This window comes from Salmonella sp. WC3 (genome assembly GCF_042932255.1).
In the GTDB taxonomy this organism is placed as follows: domain Bacteria; phylum Pseudomonadota; class Gammaproteobacteria; order Enterobacterales; family Enterobacteriaceae; genus Salmonella; species Salmonella enterica.
In genome coordinates this window covers 3569559-3587251 of the sequence record NZ_CP170629.1, presented here as the reverse complement: position 1 = coordinate 3587251, position 17693 = coordinate 3569559, and the positions used below count along the sequence as shown (strand labels likewise).

Sequence of the window (17693 nt, the reverse complement as noted above, 5' to 3'; positions counted from 1 at the left end):
ACATAAGCTATTTTTGGCAACATGTTTTTCACAAAATAAAAGCGAAAAATTTAATATCTTTTCGCTTTTATTTGTCATGGTTCAGCGTTAAATTTAATCTTCTGCCAGAAAACTATTCAGATAAGGGACAATTTTCTGAACGGATGTCTGAAATACGCCATTTTCGATCCAGTACAGCGTGTTTTCACCTGGACGTAAATTAAAGGCGGTCAGATAGGCATCAGCGGCCAGACGATTCTCACCTTTCATTTCGTAAACTTTCCCCAACAGGACATAGTTAAACCACGACATTTCAAGCTCGATGCTTTTATTGATTTCCTCATACGCTGCATCGATATCACCTTTGCCCAAAAGATCAACGGTCTTGATTTTATAATAAACAGACGTTTTCTCAACGCCCGGAATTTGATCTATTTTTTTAAACTCTTCGTTCAGCGCAGCCACTTGTTCTTTATCAAACGGCTGTTGTGATTGCCGTAATACATCTACCAGCACTTTATATTCATAGGCATAGTTGAAATCAGGCGTTTCCTTAATAATGCCATTCAGAATATCGCTGGCTTTACCTAGCGCCTGCGCATCGCCGCTCAGAATAAGCTGGCGCGCCTCATAAAAACGCATCAGCGCGGTATTTTGCGGCGTTCTGAACAGGGCCAGTTGTTCTCGCATACGATTAGGCCAGGGCTGTGTTAAAACGAAAGACAGGCTATTAAACAGATCATCCTGGATGGACAACTGGTTAGTATTGGTGACGAAATAACGCTTATCCAGCATGGTTGAACCATCGGCGTTATCAATGAGCACTACAGACATAAAGCACTGCTGCGCCCGATAGTGGCGCTGATTGACAAACTGAATGGTTAACGTCTTACCGGAGCTGCTTGGCTCATTGACCCGGTAATTGGTTTTATCGTGCACCATAAAAGTCGAGTAGGTGTTCAGCAGGTCGGTGATTAAGCCGCCCAGACCGATGGCGTAGGACTCCTGCGAGACCCAGTTATTACAGGAATTGCCGCCTTCAAAACGAACATCTATATCTCGTGGGTTAAGTAATAACCGCGTTTTTGTTACCGCGGCATTATGATCTACCACCGACATCACGATAAACACCACCAGCGTCGCCAGCGAGAGCAGGAACATCACCCACGTCCAGAAAGCGGCGATACGCGGCTTTTTCGCCTTTTTAGTCGGCGTTTGCAAAGAGGCGGGCAGCACAGGCGTAGCGGCAGTAACCCCCTCCGTCGGTTCTGCATTCGTCGCTGCGATCGGCGGCGGCGGCGACGTTGATGAATTATCGATCTCATCGCTATTTTCTTCGCACCAGATAACCGGCGCCGTCAGCTTATAGCCGCGTTTAGGTACGGTAACGATGTATTCAGCATTGCTGTCTCCGCCATCTCTTAATGATTTGCGTAGTTCAGAAATGCTTTGGGTGACAACATGGTTGGTCACGATGGTGCGCATCCAGACATGATCAATAATGTTATCCCGGCTTAACACTTCATCCGGGTGATGCGCAAAATACATCAGAAGATCGATCAGCCGTGGTTCAAGAGTAATCTGGCGTCCCTGACGACTGATCTGATTAACAGAAGGTGTAACCAGCCACTCTCCAATGCGTACAACAGGTTGCTGCATAAAAAGATGCCCTAACGAGCTAAGTCAAACGTTAATAATAACACGATTTGCACAGACTTTTTTTATTCCCCTTTTTTGTAAAAGAAAGGCATAAAAAGCAGCGCAATAAGCAGGGGAACGGGGAGGAAAACGGGCGTTCGCCTTAACGATAACGCCCGTTTTTTCAGAGGATTTCTTGCAATTACAGCACTTTATGCGGGCCGAAGCATTCGTAATGAATGTTTTCGTGATTCACGCCAAGTGAAACCAGTTGTTTTGCGGCAAACTGCATAAAACCTACCGGGCCGCAAAGATAGAACTGCATTGCCGGATCGCTGATCGCGGCTTCCAGTTTGCTTAAATCCATCAGCCCTTCGCTGTCGAAGAGGCGTTGGGCGCGATCGGCCTCGGTCGGTTCGCGGTACCAGGTATGGGCAGTGAAACGCGGCAGTGTACGGCCCAGCTCGCTCACTTCGTCGGCAAACGCATGGACGTCGCCGTTCTCCGCCGCGTGGAACCAGTTCACCTGCGCGGTATGCTGTTCTTTCGCCAGCGTATCGAGCATCGCTAACATCGGCGTCTGGCCGACGCCAGCGGAAATCAGCGAAACGGGGGTATCAGCGGCGACATTCATAAAGAAGTCACCTGCCGGCGCAGCCAGATGTACCACATCGCCTACGCTGGCGTGATGGTGTAACCAGTTTGATACCTGGCCGCCGTCTTCACGCTTCACGGCAATACGGTACCCTTTGCCATCGGGTTTACGGGTCAGTGAATATTGGCGGATCTCCTGATGCGCAAAACCTTCTGGCTTCAGCCAGACGCCCAGATACTGCCCGGGACGGTATTCCGCCACCGTACCGCCGTCGACCGGTTCAAACTCAAAGCTGGTGATCAGTGCGCTACGCGGGGTTTTCGCAACGATGCGGAAGGGGCGCGTGCCTTCCCAGCCGCCGTCTTTGCTGGCGTTCTCGTGATAAATCTCGGCTTCCCGATGAATAAAGACGTTAGCCAGTACGCCATAGGCTTTGCCCCACGCGTCCAGCACTTCCTGGCCTGGGTTGAACATTTCGTCCAGCGTCGCCAGCAGATGCGTCCCGACGATGTTGTACTGCTCCGGCTTAATCTGGAAGCTGGTGTGCTTCTGCGCGATTTTTTCTACCGCCGGCAGCAACGCCGGTAAATTTTCGATATTGCTGGCGTAGGCCGCGATAGCATTAAACAGGGCTTCACGCTGGGAGGCGTTACGCTGGTTGCTCATATTGAAGATTTCTTTGAGCTCCGGGTTATGCGTAAACATACGGTCGTAGAAGTGGGCGGTCAGTTTCGGTCCTGTTTCAACCAGCAGGGGAATGGTGGCCTTTACTGTAGCGATGGTTTGTGCGTCAAGCATACGTGCTTCCTTTATGTGAAAATCTAATGATGTATATCAAATGCATCTTATAAAAATACCCTTGCATTGTAAATGGATCTTCTCTGCTTTACGTTATGGAGGTAACAACGTGAAAAATCTGCATCACAAAGCTGAAAAGAAATCCGTTGAAATTCGTCAGGCTCTCGTTCAGGAAACCCTTATCTGACGCATAGGTAATCGTTTGCGTAAAAACCTTTGTCAAGACCTGTTATCGAAGAATGATTCGGTTATACTGTTGGCCGAAGTCCCACGGACTGCCTTTTCAGGCACAAATTTTATTGTTAGCTGAGTCAGGAGATGCGGATGTTAAAGCGTGAAATGAACATTGCCGATTATGATGCCGAATTGTGGCAGGCTATGGAGCAGGAAAAAGTACGTCAGGAAGAGCACATCGAACTGATCGCCTCCGAAAACTACACCAGCCCGCGCGTGATGCAGGCGCAGGGGTCTCAGCTGACCAACAAATACGCTGAAGGTTATCCGGGCAAGCGCTACTACGGCGGTTGCGAATACGTTGATGTCGTTGAGCAGCTGGCTATCGACCGCGCGAAAGAACTGTTCGGCGCCGACTACGCTAACGTGCAGCCGCACTCCGGTTCTCAGGCTAACTTCGCTGTTTACACCGCGCTGCTGCAGCCGGGCGATACCGTTCTGGGTATGAACCTGGCGCAGGGCGGCCACCTGACTCACGGCTCCCCGGTTAACTTCTCCGGTAAACTGTACAACATCGTACCTTACGGTATCGATGAGTCCGGTAAAATTGACTATGACGAGATGGCGAAGCTGGCCAAAGAGCACAAGCCGAAGATGATTATCGGTGGCTTCTCTGCCTACTCCGGCGTGGTTGACTGGGCAAAAATGCGTGAAATCGCTGACAGCATCGGCGCATACCTGTTTGTCGACATGGCGCACGTGGCGGGCCTGATTGCCGCAGGCGTTTACCCGAACCCGGTTCCCCATGCGCATGTGGTCACCACCACCACCCACAAAACCCTGGCGGGTCCGCGCGGCGGCCTGATCCTGGCGAAGGGCGGCGATGAAGAGCTGTATAAAAAACTGAACTCCGCCGTGTTCCCAAGCGCGCAGGGCGGCCCGCTGATGCACGTGATCGCGGGTAAAGCGATAGCGCTGAAAGAAGCGATGGAGCCGGAGTTCAAAGTTTACCAGCAGCAGGTGGCGAAAAACGCCAAAGCGATGGTGGAAGTGTTCCTGAACCGCGGCTACAAAGTGGTGTCTGGCGGCACTGAGAACCACCTGTTCCTGCTGGACCTGGTGGATAAAAACCTGACCGGTAAAGAAGCTGACGCCGCGCTGGGCCGTGCTAACATCACCGTGAACAAAAACAGCGTGCCGAACGATCCTAAGAGCCCGTTCGTGACCTCCGGTATCCGTATTGGTTCTCCGGCGGTTACTCGTCGCGGCTTCAAAGAAGCGGAAGTGAAAGAGCTGGCTGGCTGGATGTGTGACGTGCTGGACAACATCAATGATGAAGCAACCATTGAACGCGTGAAAGCGAAAGTGCTGGATATCTGCGCACGCTTCCCGGTTTACGCATAAGCGCTTGTGTTGTGAAAATGGCCCGATGGCGCTGCGTCTGTCGGGCATTACTTATGCGCCATAACGTGACGCCGCCGGAAGTCATTATCCGGCGGCGTTGCCGTTTGAACTTCTCCCTCCGCCTGTTAACCTTATGTTACCCTTGCCAGCGCAACCGTTTACCGCCAGACTATCGCCTCCAAACGGGAGGGAATCATGGCATTGCATTCCACGCGCTGGCTGGCGCTCAGTTATTTCACCTACTTCTTTAGTTACGGTATTTTTCTGCCCTTCTGGAGCGTCTGGCTCAAAGGTCTTGGGCTAACGCCGGAAACCATCGGTCTTCTGCTGGGCGTGGGTCTGGTCGCGCGTTTTCTCGGTAGTCTGCTCATTGCGCCTCGCGTAAGCGATCCTTCGCGGTTGCTCTCCGCGCTGCGCGTACTGGCATTGCTGACGCTGGTATTTGCGCTGGCATTTTGGGCAGGAACGCATGTCGCGTGGCTAATGGTGGTGATGGTTGGGTTTAACCTCTTCTTTTCACCACTGGTGCCGCTGACCGATGCGCTGGCCAATACCTGGCAAAAGCAAATTACCCTGGACTATGGTCGGGTGCGGCTGTGGGGGTCCATCGCCTTCGTGATAGGGTCGGCGCTGACCGGTAAGCTGGTGAGTTTATACGATTACCAGGCGATTCTGGCGCTACTGACGCTCGGCGTCGCCTCGATGTTGCTGGGTATGTTGTTACGTCCCAGCGTGCCGCCGCAAGGGGAAAGCCGTCAGCAGGAGAGCGCAGGCTGGCCCGCCTGGCGTACGCTGGTGGCACAAAGTTGGCGTTTTCTCGCCTGCGTCTGTTTGCTGCAAGGGGCGCACGCCGCCTACTACGGTTTTAGCGCCATCTACTGGCAGGGGGCTGGCTATTCAGCATCGGCGGTCGGCTATTTATGGTCGTTGGGCGTGGTGGCGGAAGTGATCATTTTTGCCCTGAGTAAAAAGCTATTCCGCCGGTTTAGCGCCCGCGACTTGCTGTTGCTTTCCGCTGTGTGCGGCGTGGTACGCTGGGGACTGATGGGCTGGAGTACGGCGTTGCCGTGGCTGATTGTGATACAAATCCTGCACTGTGGCACGTTTACCGTTTGCCATCTGGCCGCCATGCGCTATATCGCTGCGCGTCAGGGAAGCGAGGTGATTCGTTTGCAGGCCGTCTATTCCGCTGTGGCGATGGGCGGCAGTATCGCGATTATGACGGTATTTGCCGGTTTTCTGTATCAACATCTGGGCGGCGGCGTATTCTGGATTATGGCGCTGGTGGCATTGCCCGCTATCTTCCTTCGGCCCAAAGTGGTTGCCGCGTCATGATTCCAGGATCTTGCGGATCTGCTGCTGTTGGTGCTCTGTGAGGGCGCGATCCGCATGAATTAATGGCGGTGAGAAGAGCGGTAGCGGCGTGGCGTAAGGGGTAACAATCAGCGCTACGCCGCGCGGGCATCCCTCTTTTTGAAACGCCTGGAGCGATATCCGTCTGATATTCAGCGGCAATAGGGTCAGTTCACGCAGTTGCTGCTCAATATGCGTCTCCAGCGCATCATTTTTATCCGCTAACAATACGATCTGTCTCTCATGCAAATCGTTATCCTGCATCAGCCAGGCGCCGAAAATCACTGCCACCAGCCCCGTCTCTTCCTCGGAAAAGTGGATACCATATTCGGCTTCAAACCCGGCGAGCGCCTCACGTGTGGTGCGAACCAGACGCGGATAAAGACGGTTGAACTCTTCCGGAAGCGTATTATCGATGCCAATCGTGAATAAACTTCGGTTCAGCGCCTGGGCGAGATGGACATAGAGCTGATCGTTAAGCCCTTGTTCGTCGCTGAAGCGTACGTTCCCTTTTTCTCGAAAGCGCAGCACCAGCCGCGCCACCTCCAGTCGCAGTTGCTGCGCCCGTTGATGCGTGTCGCGAATCGGGTCGGGGAGGCGAATCATTGAAAACAGTAACGCCATAAACAGCGCTTCATTGAGCGGTGCGGCCTGCATCACGTGGCGCTGCCAGTGACGACCAATTTCCTGGGCGAGTGGATATTCCGCGCACGACTGCGCCCAAATCTGCTGCACAGGGTTGAATTCCGGGGTGATGCCGGCATGGTGTTGTAGCAGACAATACTGTAAAAAAAGGCGCAGGAACTGCACGTCGCGATGTTCAAATGGTTTTTGCAACCGGCGGGCGCACAGATTGATGAGCGCGTGCAGATTAATATCGTCATACAGCGGACGCGCGATACCGCGCTGCTTTAGCGCGTTTTTTAAGGCCGGGGTAAACTGTTGCGTGACGAAGGTCGGGCATAAACGCAGGCCGCGCCTGAGCCAGTGTAAAAGGCAAAGGCGCTGATCGAGTGCTGTACCTTCGATCCGATAGCAACCGTTCTGGCATGTTGTGATGGCAAGGCGATGATAGCGCTGGATCTCCAGACTTGTCTCAGTGATATCCTCACGGGCAGTATCATCATCAACGCCATTAAGCGCGCTGAAGATTTCCACCGTGGCAATTGGCTCCGGCTGGAAAAGCGTCAGCAATACCTGACAGCGGCGCTGGGGAGCGGAAAGTACAGATGGTGGGGCAATTGTCGGCATCATCTGTCAGGTCTCCCGTTAGTTTGTCTGGTAAGGATAGCTAAAGTTTGCGTGTGAAAAATGTGATAAGCGTGCTTTTAGGCCAGGAATGCTGAGGAGTGTCACAGAATTTTTATCGCGAGGAACAGATGAAGCCAGTGAAACGCAGCGCCTTAACACTATTTCTTGCCGTTTTATCTTTCGTGGCGGCGGCGCATCCGCACAGCTTCATCCGTCTGCAAACGCAGGTGGTCAGTGAAAATGAGCAATTTGTGGCGTTAAAAATGCGCTGGACAATGGACGCGCTGACGTCCGCAGATCTGCTGTATGACGCCGGAAACGCGGCACCGGGGTCAGAAATATGGAAAAAGTTGGCGGCGGAAGTGATGGCTAACGTACTTGGGCAGCACTACTTTACAGAAGTGTGGCGCAATGGCGCGAAAGTGAAGTTTAAAAACAGGCCGACAGAATACGGTATGACGCGTGACGCGCATCAGGCGGTATTGACCTTTACGCTACCGCTGGCTGAACCGCAGCCGTTAAGCGGACAGACTTATACCTTTTCAACGTTTGATCCCTCTTATTATGTCGATATGCATTATGACCAGGACAGCGATATCACGATGCCGGAACCGCTGCGCGAAAAGTGTCGGATTCAGGTTTATACTCCTGCGCCCGGCGAAGAGATGCTACGTTTCGCCCAGTCGCTGGATAAAGAGGACGCGCCGCCGGAGGATATGGATTTAGGTAAACAGTTTGCCCAAACGGTGACCTTGCAATGTCAGTAATTTTTTCTCAACGCACTCCGGGGCGACGCTGGCTCTCGCTGTGGCCATTGGCGTTATTCCTGCTGCTAATGCTGGTTGGCGGTCTGTGGATATGGCAGGCCTGGCCGCAGGTGATGTTGAAAAGCGCTCTTTGGCAGCGGGACGTAAATCAGCAGTTGAGCGCGCTGCTTAATGCGGTGGCGACGCATCCTGAGCGGGCGGGCGGATCGTTGCTTCTGCTGAGTTTTATGTATGGCGTGCTTCATGCGCTGGGGCCGGGACACGGCAAAGTGGTGATCGCGACATGGCTGGCGACGCATCCTTCGAAGCTGAAATCAAGTATCGTGTTAACCCTCGCCGCCGCGTTATTACAGGGGTTCGTGGCTATCGGGTTGGTGGTGGGCGTGCTGACCGTATTGCAACTTCCGGCCAGGCAGCTCCATCTGAGCGGTTTCTGGATGGAAAAGGGGAGCTATGCGTTAGTTGGCGGGCTGGGCATCTTGCTGTGCTGGCGGGCCATAAAAAGGTTACGCGCGCTGCTACGTAAACCTGCCTTTATCGCTTTTACGCCGCGCCATGTTCACCATGAAAAATGCGGCTGCGGACATCAGCATCTACCGACGCAGGAACAATTGCATAGCGGCGATGACTGGCGCGCGCGACTCATGATCGTACTGTCTATGGGGATGCGGCCCTGTTCCGGCGCGATAATGGTGCTGTTATTCAGTAAAGTGATTGGCGTTTTTAGCTGGGGAATGGCGTCGGTACTGGCAATGGCGGCGGGAACCTCGCTAACGATTACCTCGCTGGCGCTGCTGGTACACACTTTTCGTGCTCTGGCGGTGAAACTCAGTGGAAACAAAGCGCCGGCTTTATGGCGGCAGGTAGGCTGGTCAACGCTGGCGCTGGCCGGAGGGGTCATACTGCTTGTTGCGGCGTTGGTCATGTGGTTTAGCGTGCCGCAGCCTGTGGGCGGGCTGCGGCCATGGCGTGGTTGATTAGTGCCCGACGGGTTTGAGATGCATCCGCGCGACGGATTCGTCTTCGGCCCAGTAAATGCGTTCGGCGACCATCGCTTCCGGATTGAGCTGAACGCCGCGCAGTACCCGTTCTTTAAAACGCAGGTAGCCGCCTTTGTCGATCAGATGGCCCATATGTAGATAGATCGGTTTTCCGCCGAGCATCTCTTTTTCAAATTCATACAGGTTAACGATCACCTGCTTTATCACATCTTCAGTCACCCAGTTGAGGAAGAGCTTGCCGACGCGCGGCGTCTTTTTACTGGTGCGTCCGCCCAGACGGACTTGCCAGAGCTGATCCGGCTTACGTTGCCAGGCCAGCGTCGGACAGGCCAGCACGCACTCGCCGCAGCCGATACAGGCGGACTCTTCTTTGACCGCTTTGCCGTTCTTCAGCGCCAGGCAGTCTACCGCGTGGTGACTACAGGCCTTCACGCAGGCGCCGCAGCCGATACAGCGATCGGCAGTGAAGCGCATTTTCGCCACGCCAATAATTCCCAGATCTGCCATTGACGCCTTCGCGCAATCATTCGGGCAGCCAACGATGACCGTTTTGAGATGATAAGGGCTGGGATAGACCAGTTTTTCAAGACGACGGGACAGACCGGTCGTGTCAGTGTTGGCTTTCTGGCAAATGCGGTTCCCCTGACAGGCGACAATATTTCGCCCGCCAATAGCGAGGTAGCCCGCTTTGGTATCCTCAACCTGGACGTCGCACAGTTCTATTTCAATCTCGCGAAGAAACGGCTCCAGCGCGGCGTTCACGTTGTCGATATCTTCGTAACGGATACCCGGCATCGCCAGCTTCTGGCGGGTAGTGAGGTGAATTTGTCCGTTGCCCCAGGTTTCGGCGATGTCACGCGCCACCGTTAGCAAATGCGCAGGCAAAATACCGCCGGGAATGCGGACGCTGATCATGGCTTCGCCGCGCACTTTTGACAGGCGATATTCGTTTTTCGCACGGGCTTTAATGATATCAATATCAATGCTCATGATGTTCTCCTTAATCGGCAAAACGTTGCGCGACGGCGTAGTTAAATATCGGGCCGTCGGTGCAGACATACACTTCGCCCATACGGCAGTGGCCGCACTTCCCGACGGAGCAGGCCATCCGGCGTTCGTAGTCCACCCAAATTTGCTCCGGCTTGAGCCCTTTTTGCAGCAGCATTTTTACGGTAAAGGTAATCATTATTGGCGGCCCAACGACGATGGCCTGCATGGTGTCGATATCGCTAAGCGTCATGTCGGCAAGCCGATCGGTCACCCGACCAATCTGGTAACGGTCATCAGCCTCGCCTTCATCCAGCGTGAGCACCAGATTATGTTTGCCGCGCCACGTCGCCATTTCTTCTTTGTACAGCACGCAATCGCGATTTTTATAGCCGAGAATCATATCCAGTTGACCAATTTCCTGGGGATTCTCAACGAAATAGCGCATTAAACCTTTCACCGGCGCGACGCCCGTGCCGCCTGCGACAACCAGCAAGGGTTTATGGCGCAGCGTATCGACCGGATAGCCATTGCCATAGCAGCCGCGTAGCCACACGTTGTCGCCTTCTTTCAGCGTAAAGAGGGCGCTGGTCACTTTTCCGACATTACGAATCAGCAGATCTATCCAGCCGTCGCCGTAGTCGGAAACGGAGATGGGCGCTTCGCCGACGCGCGGCAGCGACACCTCAACAAATTGCCCCCAGTGCGCGGGAAAATCGACGGCCACGCGGAAATTCCACTCCAGCGGCGTGTGGCGAGTAATACTGAGGATGCGGTACGCCGCAGGCAGCAAACTGTGCTGCGGTTTATCATGACAGGAACAATGTGACATGCGTTATGCCTCCTCTGCCAGCGCCTGCCGAACGGCAGCGGTCATTTTATTGATAATCAAAGAAAATTTGATGTATTGCGGGCAGCGATCGTCGCAGCGGCCGCAGCCGACGCACATATGTTCAATGCCGTTGCGCGCTTTGTAGTCATTGACCTTATGCAGGGCGCGGTAGCGCAGACGCTCGCCGGGTTTTTCGCGAAAACCATGACCGCCGGCCATGTCGCTAAAGCCCGGCACCATGCAGCTTGCCCACTGGCGACGGCGTTCGCCGCGCTGCGGATTTTCATCATAGGCGACGTCAAAGACGCTATAGCAGGTACAGGTTGGGCACCCGGTAGTGCAGCGGCCACAACTGATGCAGCGGCTGTCGTAGGCGTCCCATAGCGGATGGCGGGTGAGAATGTCGCGAATTTTTTGCGGATCGCGGCAAACGCTGTCCGGCGTGACGACGGTTTCCCGGTTTTCGCTGACGAAAGAGGGGGTATAGTCAGCCTCCTGCCCCAGCCCTTGTATCGCCGCCTCGATAAAGGGATCGCGGATGCTGACAAGCGCGCCCTCATCGCTAAAACGCATGGCGGCGCTATAACAGTCAGTTTTATTGGTACCCATTGAGACGCAGAAACAATTTTCGAAGCTTTCTTCACACTCAATAAGGACGAAACGAATATGCTCCCGTAGCAGTTGATAACTGTAATCGGAATTATTCCCATTTGATAAATACATATAATCCAGCCGCGACATGGCGTTAATGTCGCAGGCGCGGGCAAAGATGATTATCGGGGAAGTGTCTGTCTCGGCAATTTGAATGGTGTCTTTATCGAAATAAAAGAGCGTTTCGGTGATAGGGGCGATAATGGTATTCGGCGACATGTGCGATTTCTCGTGCCAGATGAGATCGCGCCAGCCGCTAATCCGTTGATAAATAATGTTGTCAGTGTCGGAAAAACGTCCGCCGCGAAACTCTGCGGACGGGGCAAACACGCGCCATTTTTTGTTTAATCGCTGGATAAGCAAACTAAACTCGTCAGGCGTAATTTTGATAGCCATCACATACTCCACAGTAATATTCAGGAAAAACAAATGAAAATAAATTGTTATAAAAATCAGTTGAATATTACTGTTACGCTAGCGCTAATCCACCGCCTTCGCTAACGGGAAAAAATGGTTTTTACTATCGGTATAATAAATATATTCTTAATCATAAAATATGCATATATACAGCGTCGCGCTATTTAGCGGATAGCGCGGTCTGAATAAATTTAATCATTGCATCACGGTAAAGGTTTGCATAACGTCCGGAAAAAGCATCAATGTGATCGCCGTCAGGAATGAAGATTTTTTGTTTGGGTTCCCGGGCGAGGGCATACAATTTCTCACTGTCCTGCCAGGGAATAACATGGTCTGCCGTGCCATGAAGAATCAATACCGGAATGGGGCTGACGCTGGCGATATTGCGATCCGCGCTATAGCGGTCATCAAGCAAATAGCCGCTGCCCGGGATCATCTGGTTGGCGATGGAGGAATAGGATAAAAACGTTGAGTCGAGGATAATCGCACGTATCCCCGCCTGGTCGGCGTAGCGCATATTTGCGCAGCCTACGCAGTGGCCTACGGCGGCCAGTACATTATTGCCGCCCAGGCTCTGCCCCAGCAGTACCAGGCGCTCGGGGTTAACGTCGGCGCGATGCCGCACATAATCTATCGCGCTTTTCGTATCGTCCAGTAGCCCCTCTTGTGATGGGGTACCCTCCGATTCGCCAAAACCACGGTAATCAAACATAAACAGGTTTACGTTGCGTTCTGGCAGCCAACTGACTAACGGCCAGTGCGCCGACATATTTCCGGCGTTGCCATGGACATGAATCACCGTCGCGACGGCGTTTTCCGGCCTGCCGAAAGCAGTGGGAATAAACCAGCCGTGCAGATGCGTGCCATCTTTGGCGGTAAAGGTAATGGATTCAGCTTCGGCAGGGGTTGGCCCATAGACTTTATTGTCCGGGTAATAAAAGGCATTGATCGCTACGCGGGGTAGCAGATAAATACAGACCACAATGATAAACAGAATAAAAAGGGATTTGACGATGCGTCGGGTATGTTGAAGGGTCATGTTCGCTTCCTTGCCGCTTTATGCCAATAGCGGAGCAGGGAGCGATCGTACAAAAACATGCAGGCAAGTAAAGCGATGAGGCTGTGTTTAGGAAAAACGCCTGAAAAGGCACGGCGGATGAGTGGCCCCATCCGCCGAAGAGACTTAGCGCTTCAGCGCATCGCTCAGTTCGTCGCGCATATTCGCCAGCATGGCTTTAACGACGCGCGGATTCCCCGCCACGATATTACCGGTCATCATGTAGTTATGACCGCCGGTGAAATCGCTGACGATACCGCCCGCTTCACGAACCAGCAGTTCGCCTGCGGCGAAATCCCACGGACGAAGGCCAATTTCAAAGAAACCATCGACACGACCTGCAGCCACATAGGCCAGATCCAGCGCGGCGGAACCGGTGCGGCGGAAATCGGCGCATTCGGTGAACAGCTTGCCGATAATATTAATGTAGGTGGTCGCGTATTGTTTGGCTTTGAACGGGAAGCCGGTAGCGAGGATAGTGCCGTCCAGATCGCGAGCGGTACTGCCGCGCAGACGGTAGCCGTTCAGTTGCGCGCCCTGACCGCGGGTGGCGGTGAACAGTTCGTTACGCATCGGATCGTAAACGACAGCCACTTCAGTACGGCCTTTAATGCGTACAGCAATGGAAACAGAGAAGTGTGGCAGACGTTTGATGAAGTTGGTGGTGCCATCCAGCGGATCGATAACCCATTGAACATCCTGATCTGTGCCAACGTGCTCACCGCTTTCTTCGGTGATAATAGTGTGTTGCGGGTAAGATTTGCGAATGGTGTCGATAATTACCGCTTCAGCGGCCTTATCTACATTGGTCACAAAATCGTTACTGCCTTTTTGGCTCGCTTCTACAGCGTCCGGAGTTTCATAGTTTTTGGCAATTACATTACCCGCCTTGCGCGCTGCGCGCACGGCGATGGTCAGCATCGGATGCATCGGTCTCTCTCACTGGATGTTAAAGAACGGGAAAACGGCGCAGAGTATAGCAGCGAGATCGGAATCTGTCTTGGTTTTATGGTAAGATGTCAGAATAATCTTTAGCTGAAGAAAGACAATGCTGCAAAACATTCGAATTGTGCTGGTGGAAACCTCCCACACCGGCAATATGGGCTCTGTGGCTCGCGCTATGAAAACCATGGGCTTAACTAACCTGTGGCTGGTAAACCCGTTGGTGAAACCAGACTCCCAGGCTATCGCCCTGGCGGCAGGCGCCAGCGATGTGATCGGTAATGCGCAGATCGTCGATACGCTGGATGAAGCGTTGGCTGGCTGTAGCCTGGTGGTCGGCACCAGCGCCCGTTCCCGCACTTTGCCGTGGCCGATGCTTGATCCGCGCGAGTGCGGCTTAAAAAGCGTGGCGGAAGCGGCAAATACGCCGGTTGCGCTGGTTTTTGGTCGTGAGCGTGTCGGGCTGACTAACGATGAGTTGCAAAAATGCCATTATCACGTCGCTATTGCCGCTAACCCGGAGTACAGCTCGTTGAATCTGGCGATGGCGGTACAGGTCATCGCGTATGAAGTCCGCATGGCCTGGCTGGCGACGCAGGAAAACGGCGACGCGGCAGATCATGAAGAGACGCCGTATCCGCTGGTGGACGATCTTGAACGCTTCTACGGCCATCTGGAGCAAACGTTGCTCTCCACTGGCTTTATTCGCGAAAACCATCCGGGGCAGGTGATGAATAAATTGCGCCGTCTGTTTACCCGCGCCCGCCCGGAAAGCCAGGAGTTGAATATTCTGCGTGGGATTCTGGCGTCTATTGAGCAGCAGAATAAAGGCAAGTAACCGCGTCAATATCGCACGGAACGCTAAATACCTGACTAATTTACTCAAGTAAATAGTTGACCAAATTACTCGGGAATGTCAGACTTGTCCCTGCTATGCAATACCCCCATTTTACAATAAAAAACCCCGGGCAGGGGCGAGTTTGAGGTTAAGTAAGACATGAGACTGACATCTAAAGGGCGTTATGCCGTGACCGCAATGTTAGACGTTGCGCTCAACTCCGAAGCGGGCCCGGTACCGTTGGCTGATATTTCTGAACGTCAGGGGATTTCCCTTTCTTATCTGGAACAGCTATTTTCCCGTTTACGTAAAAACGGTCTGGTTTCCAGCGTACGCGGGCCGGGCGGCGGTTATCTGCTGGGTAAAGATGCTGGCAGTATCGCGGTCGGCGAAGTGATCAGCGCGGTTGATGAATCCGTTGACGCGACCCGTTGCCAGGGGAAAGGCGGCTGTCAGGGCGGCGATAAATGCCTGACCCATGCGCTGTGGCGTGATTTAAGCGATCGCCTGACCGGCTTTCTCAACAATATTACCTTAGGCGAGCTGGTGAATAACCAGGAAGTTCTGGATGTGTCTGGTCGCCAGCACACGCATGACGCGCCGCGCGCCAGTGGTCGTGCGCAGGACGCTATCGACGTTAAATTACGCGCTTAATTAAAATATTACGCCATCTCTTCTGGCGGCCTCATGCGGTGAATGCCGCGGTCGTCTGAAGGATGAAGCGTAAAAAAGAATTCAGAATCAGGCCGGGACGCGGACGTCCCGTCAACACGGTCGTACATCCAGCCGGTTGCCTGATTCCTTGCATTGAGTGATGTACGGAGTTTAAGAGCAATGAAATTACCGATTTATCTCGACTACTCCGCAACCACGCCGGTGGACCCGCGTGTTGCCGAGAAAATGATGCAGTTTCTGACCCTGGACGGAACCTTTGGGAACCCGGCGTCTCGTTCACACCGTTTCGGCTGGCAGGCTGAAGAAGCCGTCGATATCGCCCGCAACCAGATTGCTGAACTGGTCGGCGCCGACCCGCGTGAAATCGTCTTTACCTCAGGGGCGACGGAGTCCGATAACCTGGCGATTAAAGGCGCTGCCAACTTTTATCAGAAAAAAGGCAAGCACATCATCACCAGCAAGACCGAGCACAAAGCGGTGCTGGACACCTGCCGTCAGCTTGAGCGCGAAGGGTTTGAAGTGACCTACCTGGCGCCCCAGCGCAACGGCATCATCGATCTCAACGAGCTCGAAGCAGCGATGCGTGACGACACCATTCTGGTTTCCATCATGCACGTGAACAACGAAATCGGCATGGTGCAGGATATCGCGACCATCGGCGAAATGTGCCGCGCGCGCGGTATCATCTACCACGTTGATGCCACCCAGAGCGTGGGCAAACTGCCTATCGATCTGAGCCAACTGAAAGTGGATCTGATGTCCTTCTCCGGTCATAAAATTTATGGTCCGAAAGGCATTGGCGCGCTGTATGTGCGTCGTAAGCCGCGTATTCGCATTGAAGCGCAGATGCATGGCGGCGGGCACGAGCGCGGTATGCGATCTGGTACTCTGCCTGTCCACCAGATCGTCGGCATGGGCGAAGCTTACCGTATCGCGAAAGAAGAGATGGAGACCGAAATGGCCCGTCTGCGCGGTCTGCGTAACCGTCTGTGGAACGGCATCAAAGATATTGAAGAAGTTTACCTGAACGGCGACCTTGAGCAGGGCGCGCCAAACATTCTCAACGTGAGCTTTAACTACGTTGAAGGCGAGTCGCTGATCATGGCGCTGAAAGACCTGGCGGTCTCTTCCGGTTCCGCCTGCACCTCCGCCAGTCTGGAACCGTCCTACGTGCTGCGCGCGTTGGGCATGAATGACGAGCTGGCGCATAGCTCTATCCGTTTCTCTTTAGGTCGTTTTACCACTGAAGAAGAGATCGACTACACCATTGATCTGGTTCGTAAATCCATTGGCCGCCTGCGTGACCTTTCTCCACTGTGGGAAATGTACAAGCAGGGTGTGGATCTGAACAGCATCGAATGGGCACATCATTAATCGGTATCGGAATCAGGAGAATTTATAATGGCTTACAGCGAAAAAGTAATCGATCACTATGAGAACCCGCGTAACGTAGGGTCGTTTGACAACAACGACGATAACGTGGGAAGCGGCATGGTTGGCGCGCCGGCCTGCGGCGACGTCATGAAGTTGCAGATTAAAGTTAACGATGAAGGTATCATTGAAGACGCGCGCTTCAAGACTTACGGCTGCGGTTCCGCTATCGCCTCCAGCTCTCTGGTAACGGAGTGGGTGAAAGGGAAATCCCTGGACGAAGCGCAGGCGATTAAAAACACCGACATTGCAGACGAACTGGAGCTGCCGCCGGTGAAAATTCACTGCTCTATTCTTGCGGAAGACGCGATTAAAGCCGCTATTGCGGATTACAAAAGCAAACGCGAAGCGAAATAAAATAGAACGTTAACATTGAGGTTTTGTTATGTCGATTACACTTAGCGACAGTGCAGCAGCGCGAGTTAATACCTTCCTGGCCAACCGTGGTAAAGGGTTTGGTCTGCGTCTGGGCGTGAGAACCTCCGGCTGCTCAGGTATGGCTTATGTACTGGAATTTGTTGACGAGCCAACGGCGGAAGACACCGTGTTTGAAGACAAAGGCGTTAAGGTAGTGGTTGACGGCAAGAGCCTGCAATTTCTGGACGGTACACAGCTGGACTTCGTAAAAGAAGGTCTGAACGAAGGGTTTAAATTCTCCAACCCGAATGTGAAAGATGAGTGTGGTTGCGGCGAAAGCTTCCACGTGTAACCGTGTTCCGCTGTTATACCGAGCATTCGTGCTGTAGAAAAGCGGCAAGCGAGTGAATCCCCAGGCGCTTACTTGAGTAAATGACTGGGGGAACCCGCGCAGACAACGCATCTGCGGCGCGAAGTAAGAAGGTATAACCCCACCGTGGTCGCCTGCGTGTGGGGTTTGTTCTGACAGGCTATCCCTGAGAATGT

Annotated in this window: 17 protein-coding genes; 9 read left to right on the top strand and 8 right to left on the bottom strand. The window is 53.4% G+C overall.

The features are described from left to right. Positions 1-93: 93 nt before the first annotated feature. Both cadC and hmpA read right to left on the bottom strand, forming a co-directional pair. Entirely contained in the window at positions 94-1638 is a 1545-nt protein-coding gene (cadC, locus tag ACFK9X_RS17515) for a lysine decarboxylation/transport transcriptional activator CadC (protein ID WP_151117169.1), read from the bottom strand. Positions 1639-1819: 181 nt separating this feature from the next. Beyond that, the gene (gene hmpA / locus ACFK9X_RS17510) at positions 1820-3010 is read right to left on the bottom strand and encodes an NO-inducible flavohemoprotein (protein ID WP_000883088.1); all 1191 of its coding nucleotides are present in this window, start codon (positions 3008-3010) and stop codon (positions 1820-1822) included. 324 nt (positions 3011-3334) lie between these two features. Between hmpA and glyA the strand changes: the two genes are divergently transcribed. Continuing rightward, positions 3335-4588, top strand: coding sequence for a serine hydroxymethyltransferase (gene glyA / locus ACFK9X_RS17505; protein ID WP_000919176.1), 1254 nt, complete (start codon positions 3335-3337; stop codon positions 4586-4588). Positions 4589-4783: 195 nt separating this feature from the next. Continuing rightward, on the top strand, positions 4784-5923 hold the full coding sequence (locus tag ACFK9X_RS17500) for a 3-phenylpropionate MFS transporter (protein ID WP_151117168.1): 1140 nt from the start codon (positions 4784-4786) through the stop codon (positions 5921-5923). On the opposite strand, the gene csiE is transcribed toward ACFK9X_RS17500, so the two are convergent. Then, positions 5918-7195: a stationary phase inducible protein CsiE gene (csiE, locus tag ACFK9X_RS17495; RefSeq protein ID WP_000982961.1), complete on the bottom strand. Its 1278-nt coding sequence runs from the start codon at positions 7193-7195 to the stop codon at positions 5918-5920. The genes ACFK9X_RS17500 and csiE overlap by 6 nt on opposite strands. 125 nt (positions 7196-7320) lie before the next feature. Here csiE and ACFK9X_RS17490 point away from each other — a divergent pair, with 125 nt between their 5' ends. Both ACFK9X_RS17490 and ACFK9X_RS17485 read left to right on the top strand, forming a co-directional pair. Beyond that, positions 7321-7959, top strand: coding sequence for a DUF1007 family protein (locus ACFK9X_RS17490; RefSeq protein WP_000805726.1), 639 nt, complete (start codon positions 7321-7323; stop codon positions 7957-7959). Beyond that, positions 7950-8936: a nickel/cobalt transporter gene (locus tag ACFK9X_RS17485; protein WP_085375902.1), complete on the top strand. Its 987-nt coding sequence runs from the start codon at positions 7950-7952 to the stop codon at positions 8934-8936. Before ACFK9X_RS17490 ends, ACFK9X_RS17485 begins: the two co-directional genes overlap by 10 nt. On the opposite strand, the gene asrC is transcribed toward ACFK9X_RS17485, so the two are convergent. The 5 genes from asrC to suhB form a co-directional block, all read right to left on the bottom strand. Continuing rightward, on the bottom strand, positions 8937-9950 hold the full coding sequence (gene asrC / locus ACFK9X_RS17480; RefSeq protein WP_151117167.1) for a sulfite reductase subunit C: 1014 nt from the start codon (positions 9948-9950) through the stop codon (positions 8937-8939). A gap of 10 nt (positions 9951-9960) precedes the next feature. Further along, positions 9961-10779, bottom strand: coding sequence for an anaerobic sulfite reductase subunit AsrB (asrB, locus tag ACFK9X_RS17475; RefSeq protein WP_000017587.1), 819 nt, complete (start codon positions 10777-10779; stop codon positions 9961-9963). Positions 10780-10782: 3 nt separating this feature from the next. After that, a complete protein-coding gene (gene asrA / locus ACFK9X_RS17470) occupies positions 10783-11826 on the bottom strand; it encodes an anaerobic sulfite reductase subunit AsrA (RefSeq protein WP_000985209.1) in 1044 nt (347 codons plus the stop codon). Positions 11827-12007: 181 nt separating this feature from the next. Then, complete coding sequence (locus tag ACFK9X_RS17465) at positions 12008-12886, bottom strand: alpha/beta hydrolase (protein WP_000174944.1); 879 nt, start codon at positions 12884-12886, stop codon at positions 12008-12010. A gap of 144 nt (positions 12887-13030) precedes the next feature. After that, the gene (gene suhB / locus ACFK9X_RS17460; RefSeq protein ID WP_000553473.1) at positions 13031-13834 is read right to left on the bottom strand and encodes an inositol-1-monophosphatase; all 804 of its coding nucleotides are present in this window, start codon (positions 13832-13834) and stop codon (positions 13031-13033) included. Positions 13835-13952: 118 nt separating this feature from the next. On the opposite strand from suhB, the gene trmJ reads away from it, so the two are divergent. The 5 genes from trmJ to iscA all read left to right on the top strand — a co-directional run bounded on the left by trmJ (position 13953) and on the right by iscA (position 17499). Next, positions 13953-14684, top strand: a complete 732-nt coding sequence (trmJ, locus tag ACFK9X_RS17455) for a tRNA (cytosine(32)/uridine(32)-2'-O)-methyltransferase TrmJ (protein ID WP_000940032.1) — start codon at positions 13953-13955, stop codon at positions 14682-14684. 159 nt (positions 14685-14843) lie between these two features. Beyond that, complete coding sequence (gene iscR, locus ACFK9X_RS17450; RefSeq protein WP_001241346.1) at positions 14844-15338, top strand: Fe-S cluster assembly transcriptional regulator IscR; 495 nt, start codon at positions 14844-14846, stop codon at positions 15336-15338. Positions 15339-15518: 180 nt separating this feature from the next. Continuing rightward, positions 15519-16733, top strand: a complete 1215-nt coding sequence (gene iscS / locus ACFK9X_RS17445) for a cysteine desulfurase (RefSeq protein WP_151117163.1) — start codon at positions 15519-15521, stop codon at positions 16731-16733. Between the two features lie 27 nt (positions 16734-16760). Then, positions 16761-17147, top strand: a complete 387-nt coding sequence (gene iscU / locus ACFK9X_RS17440; RefSeq protein ID WP_000331704.1) for a Fe-S cluster assembly scaffold IscU — start codon at positions 16761-16763, stop codon at positions 17145-17147. A 28-nt stretch (positions 17148-17175) separates the two neighbouring features. Beyond that, on the top strand, positions 17176-17499 hold the full coding sequence (gene iscA / locus ACFK9X_RS17435; protein WP_000028952.1) for an iron-sulfur cluster assembly protein IscA: 324 nt from the start codon (positions 17176-17178) through the stop codon (positions 17497-17499). Positions 17500-17693 lie beyond the last annotated feature (194 nt).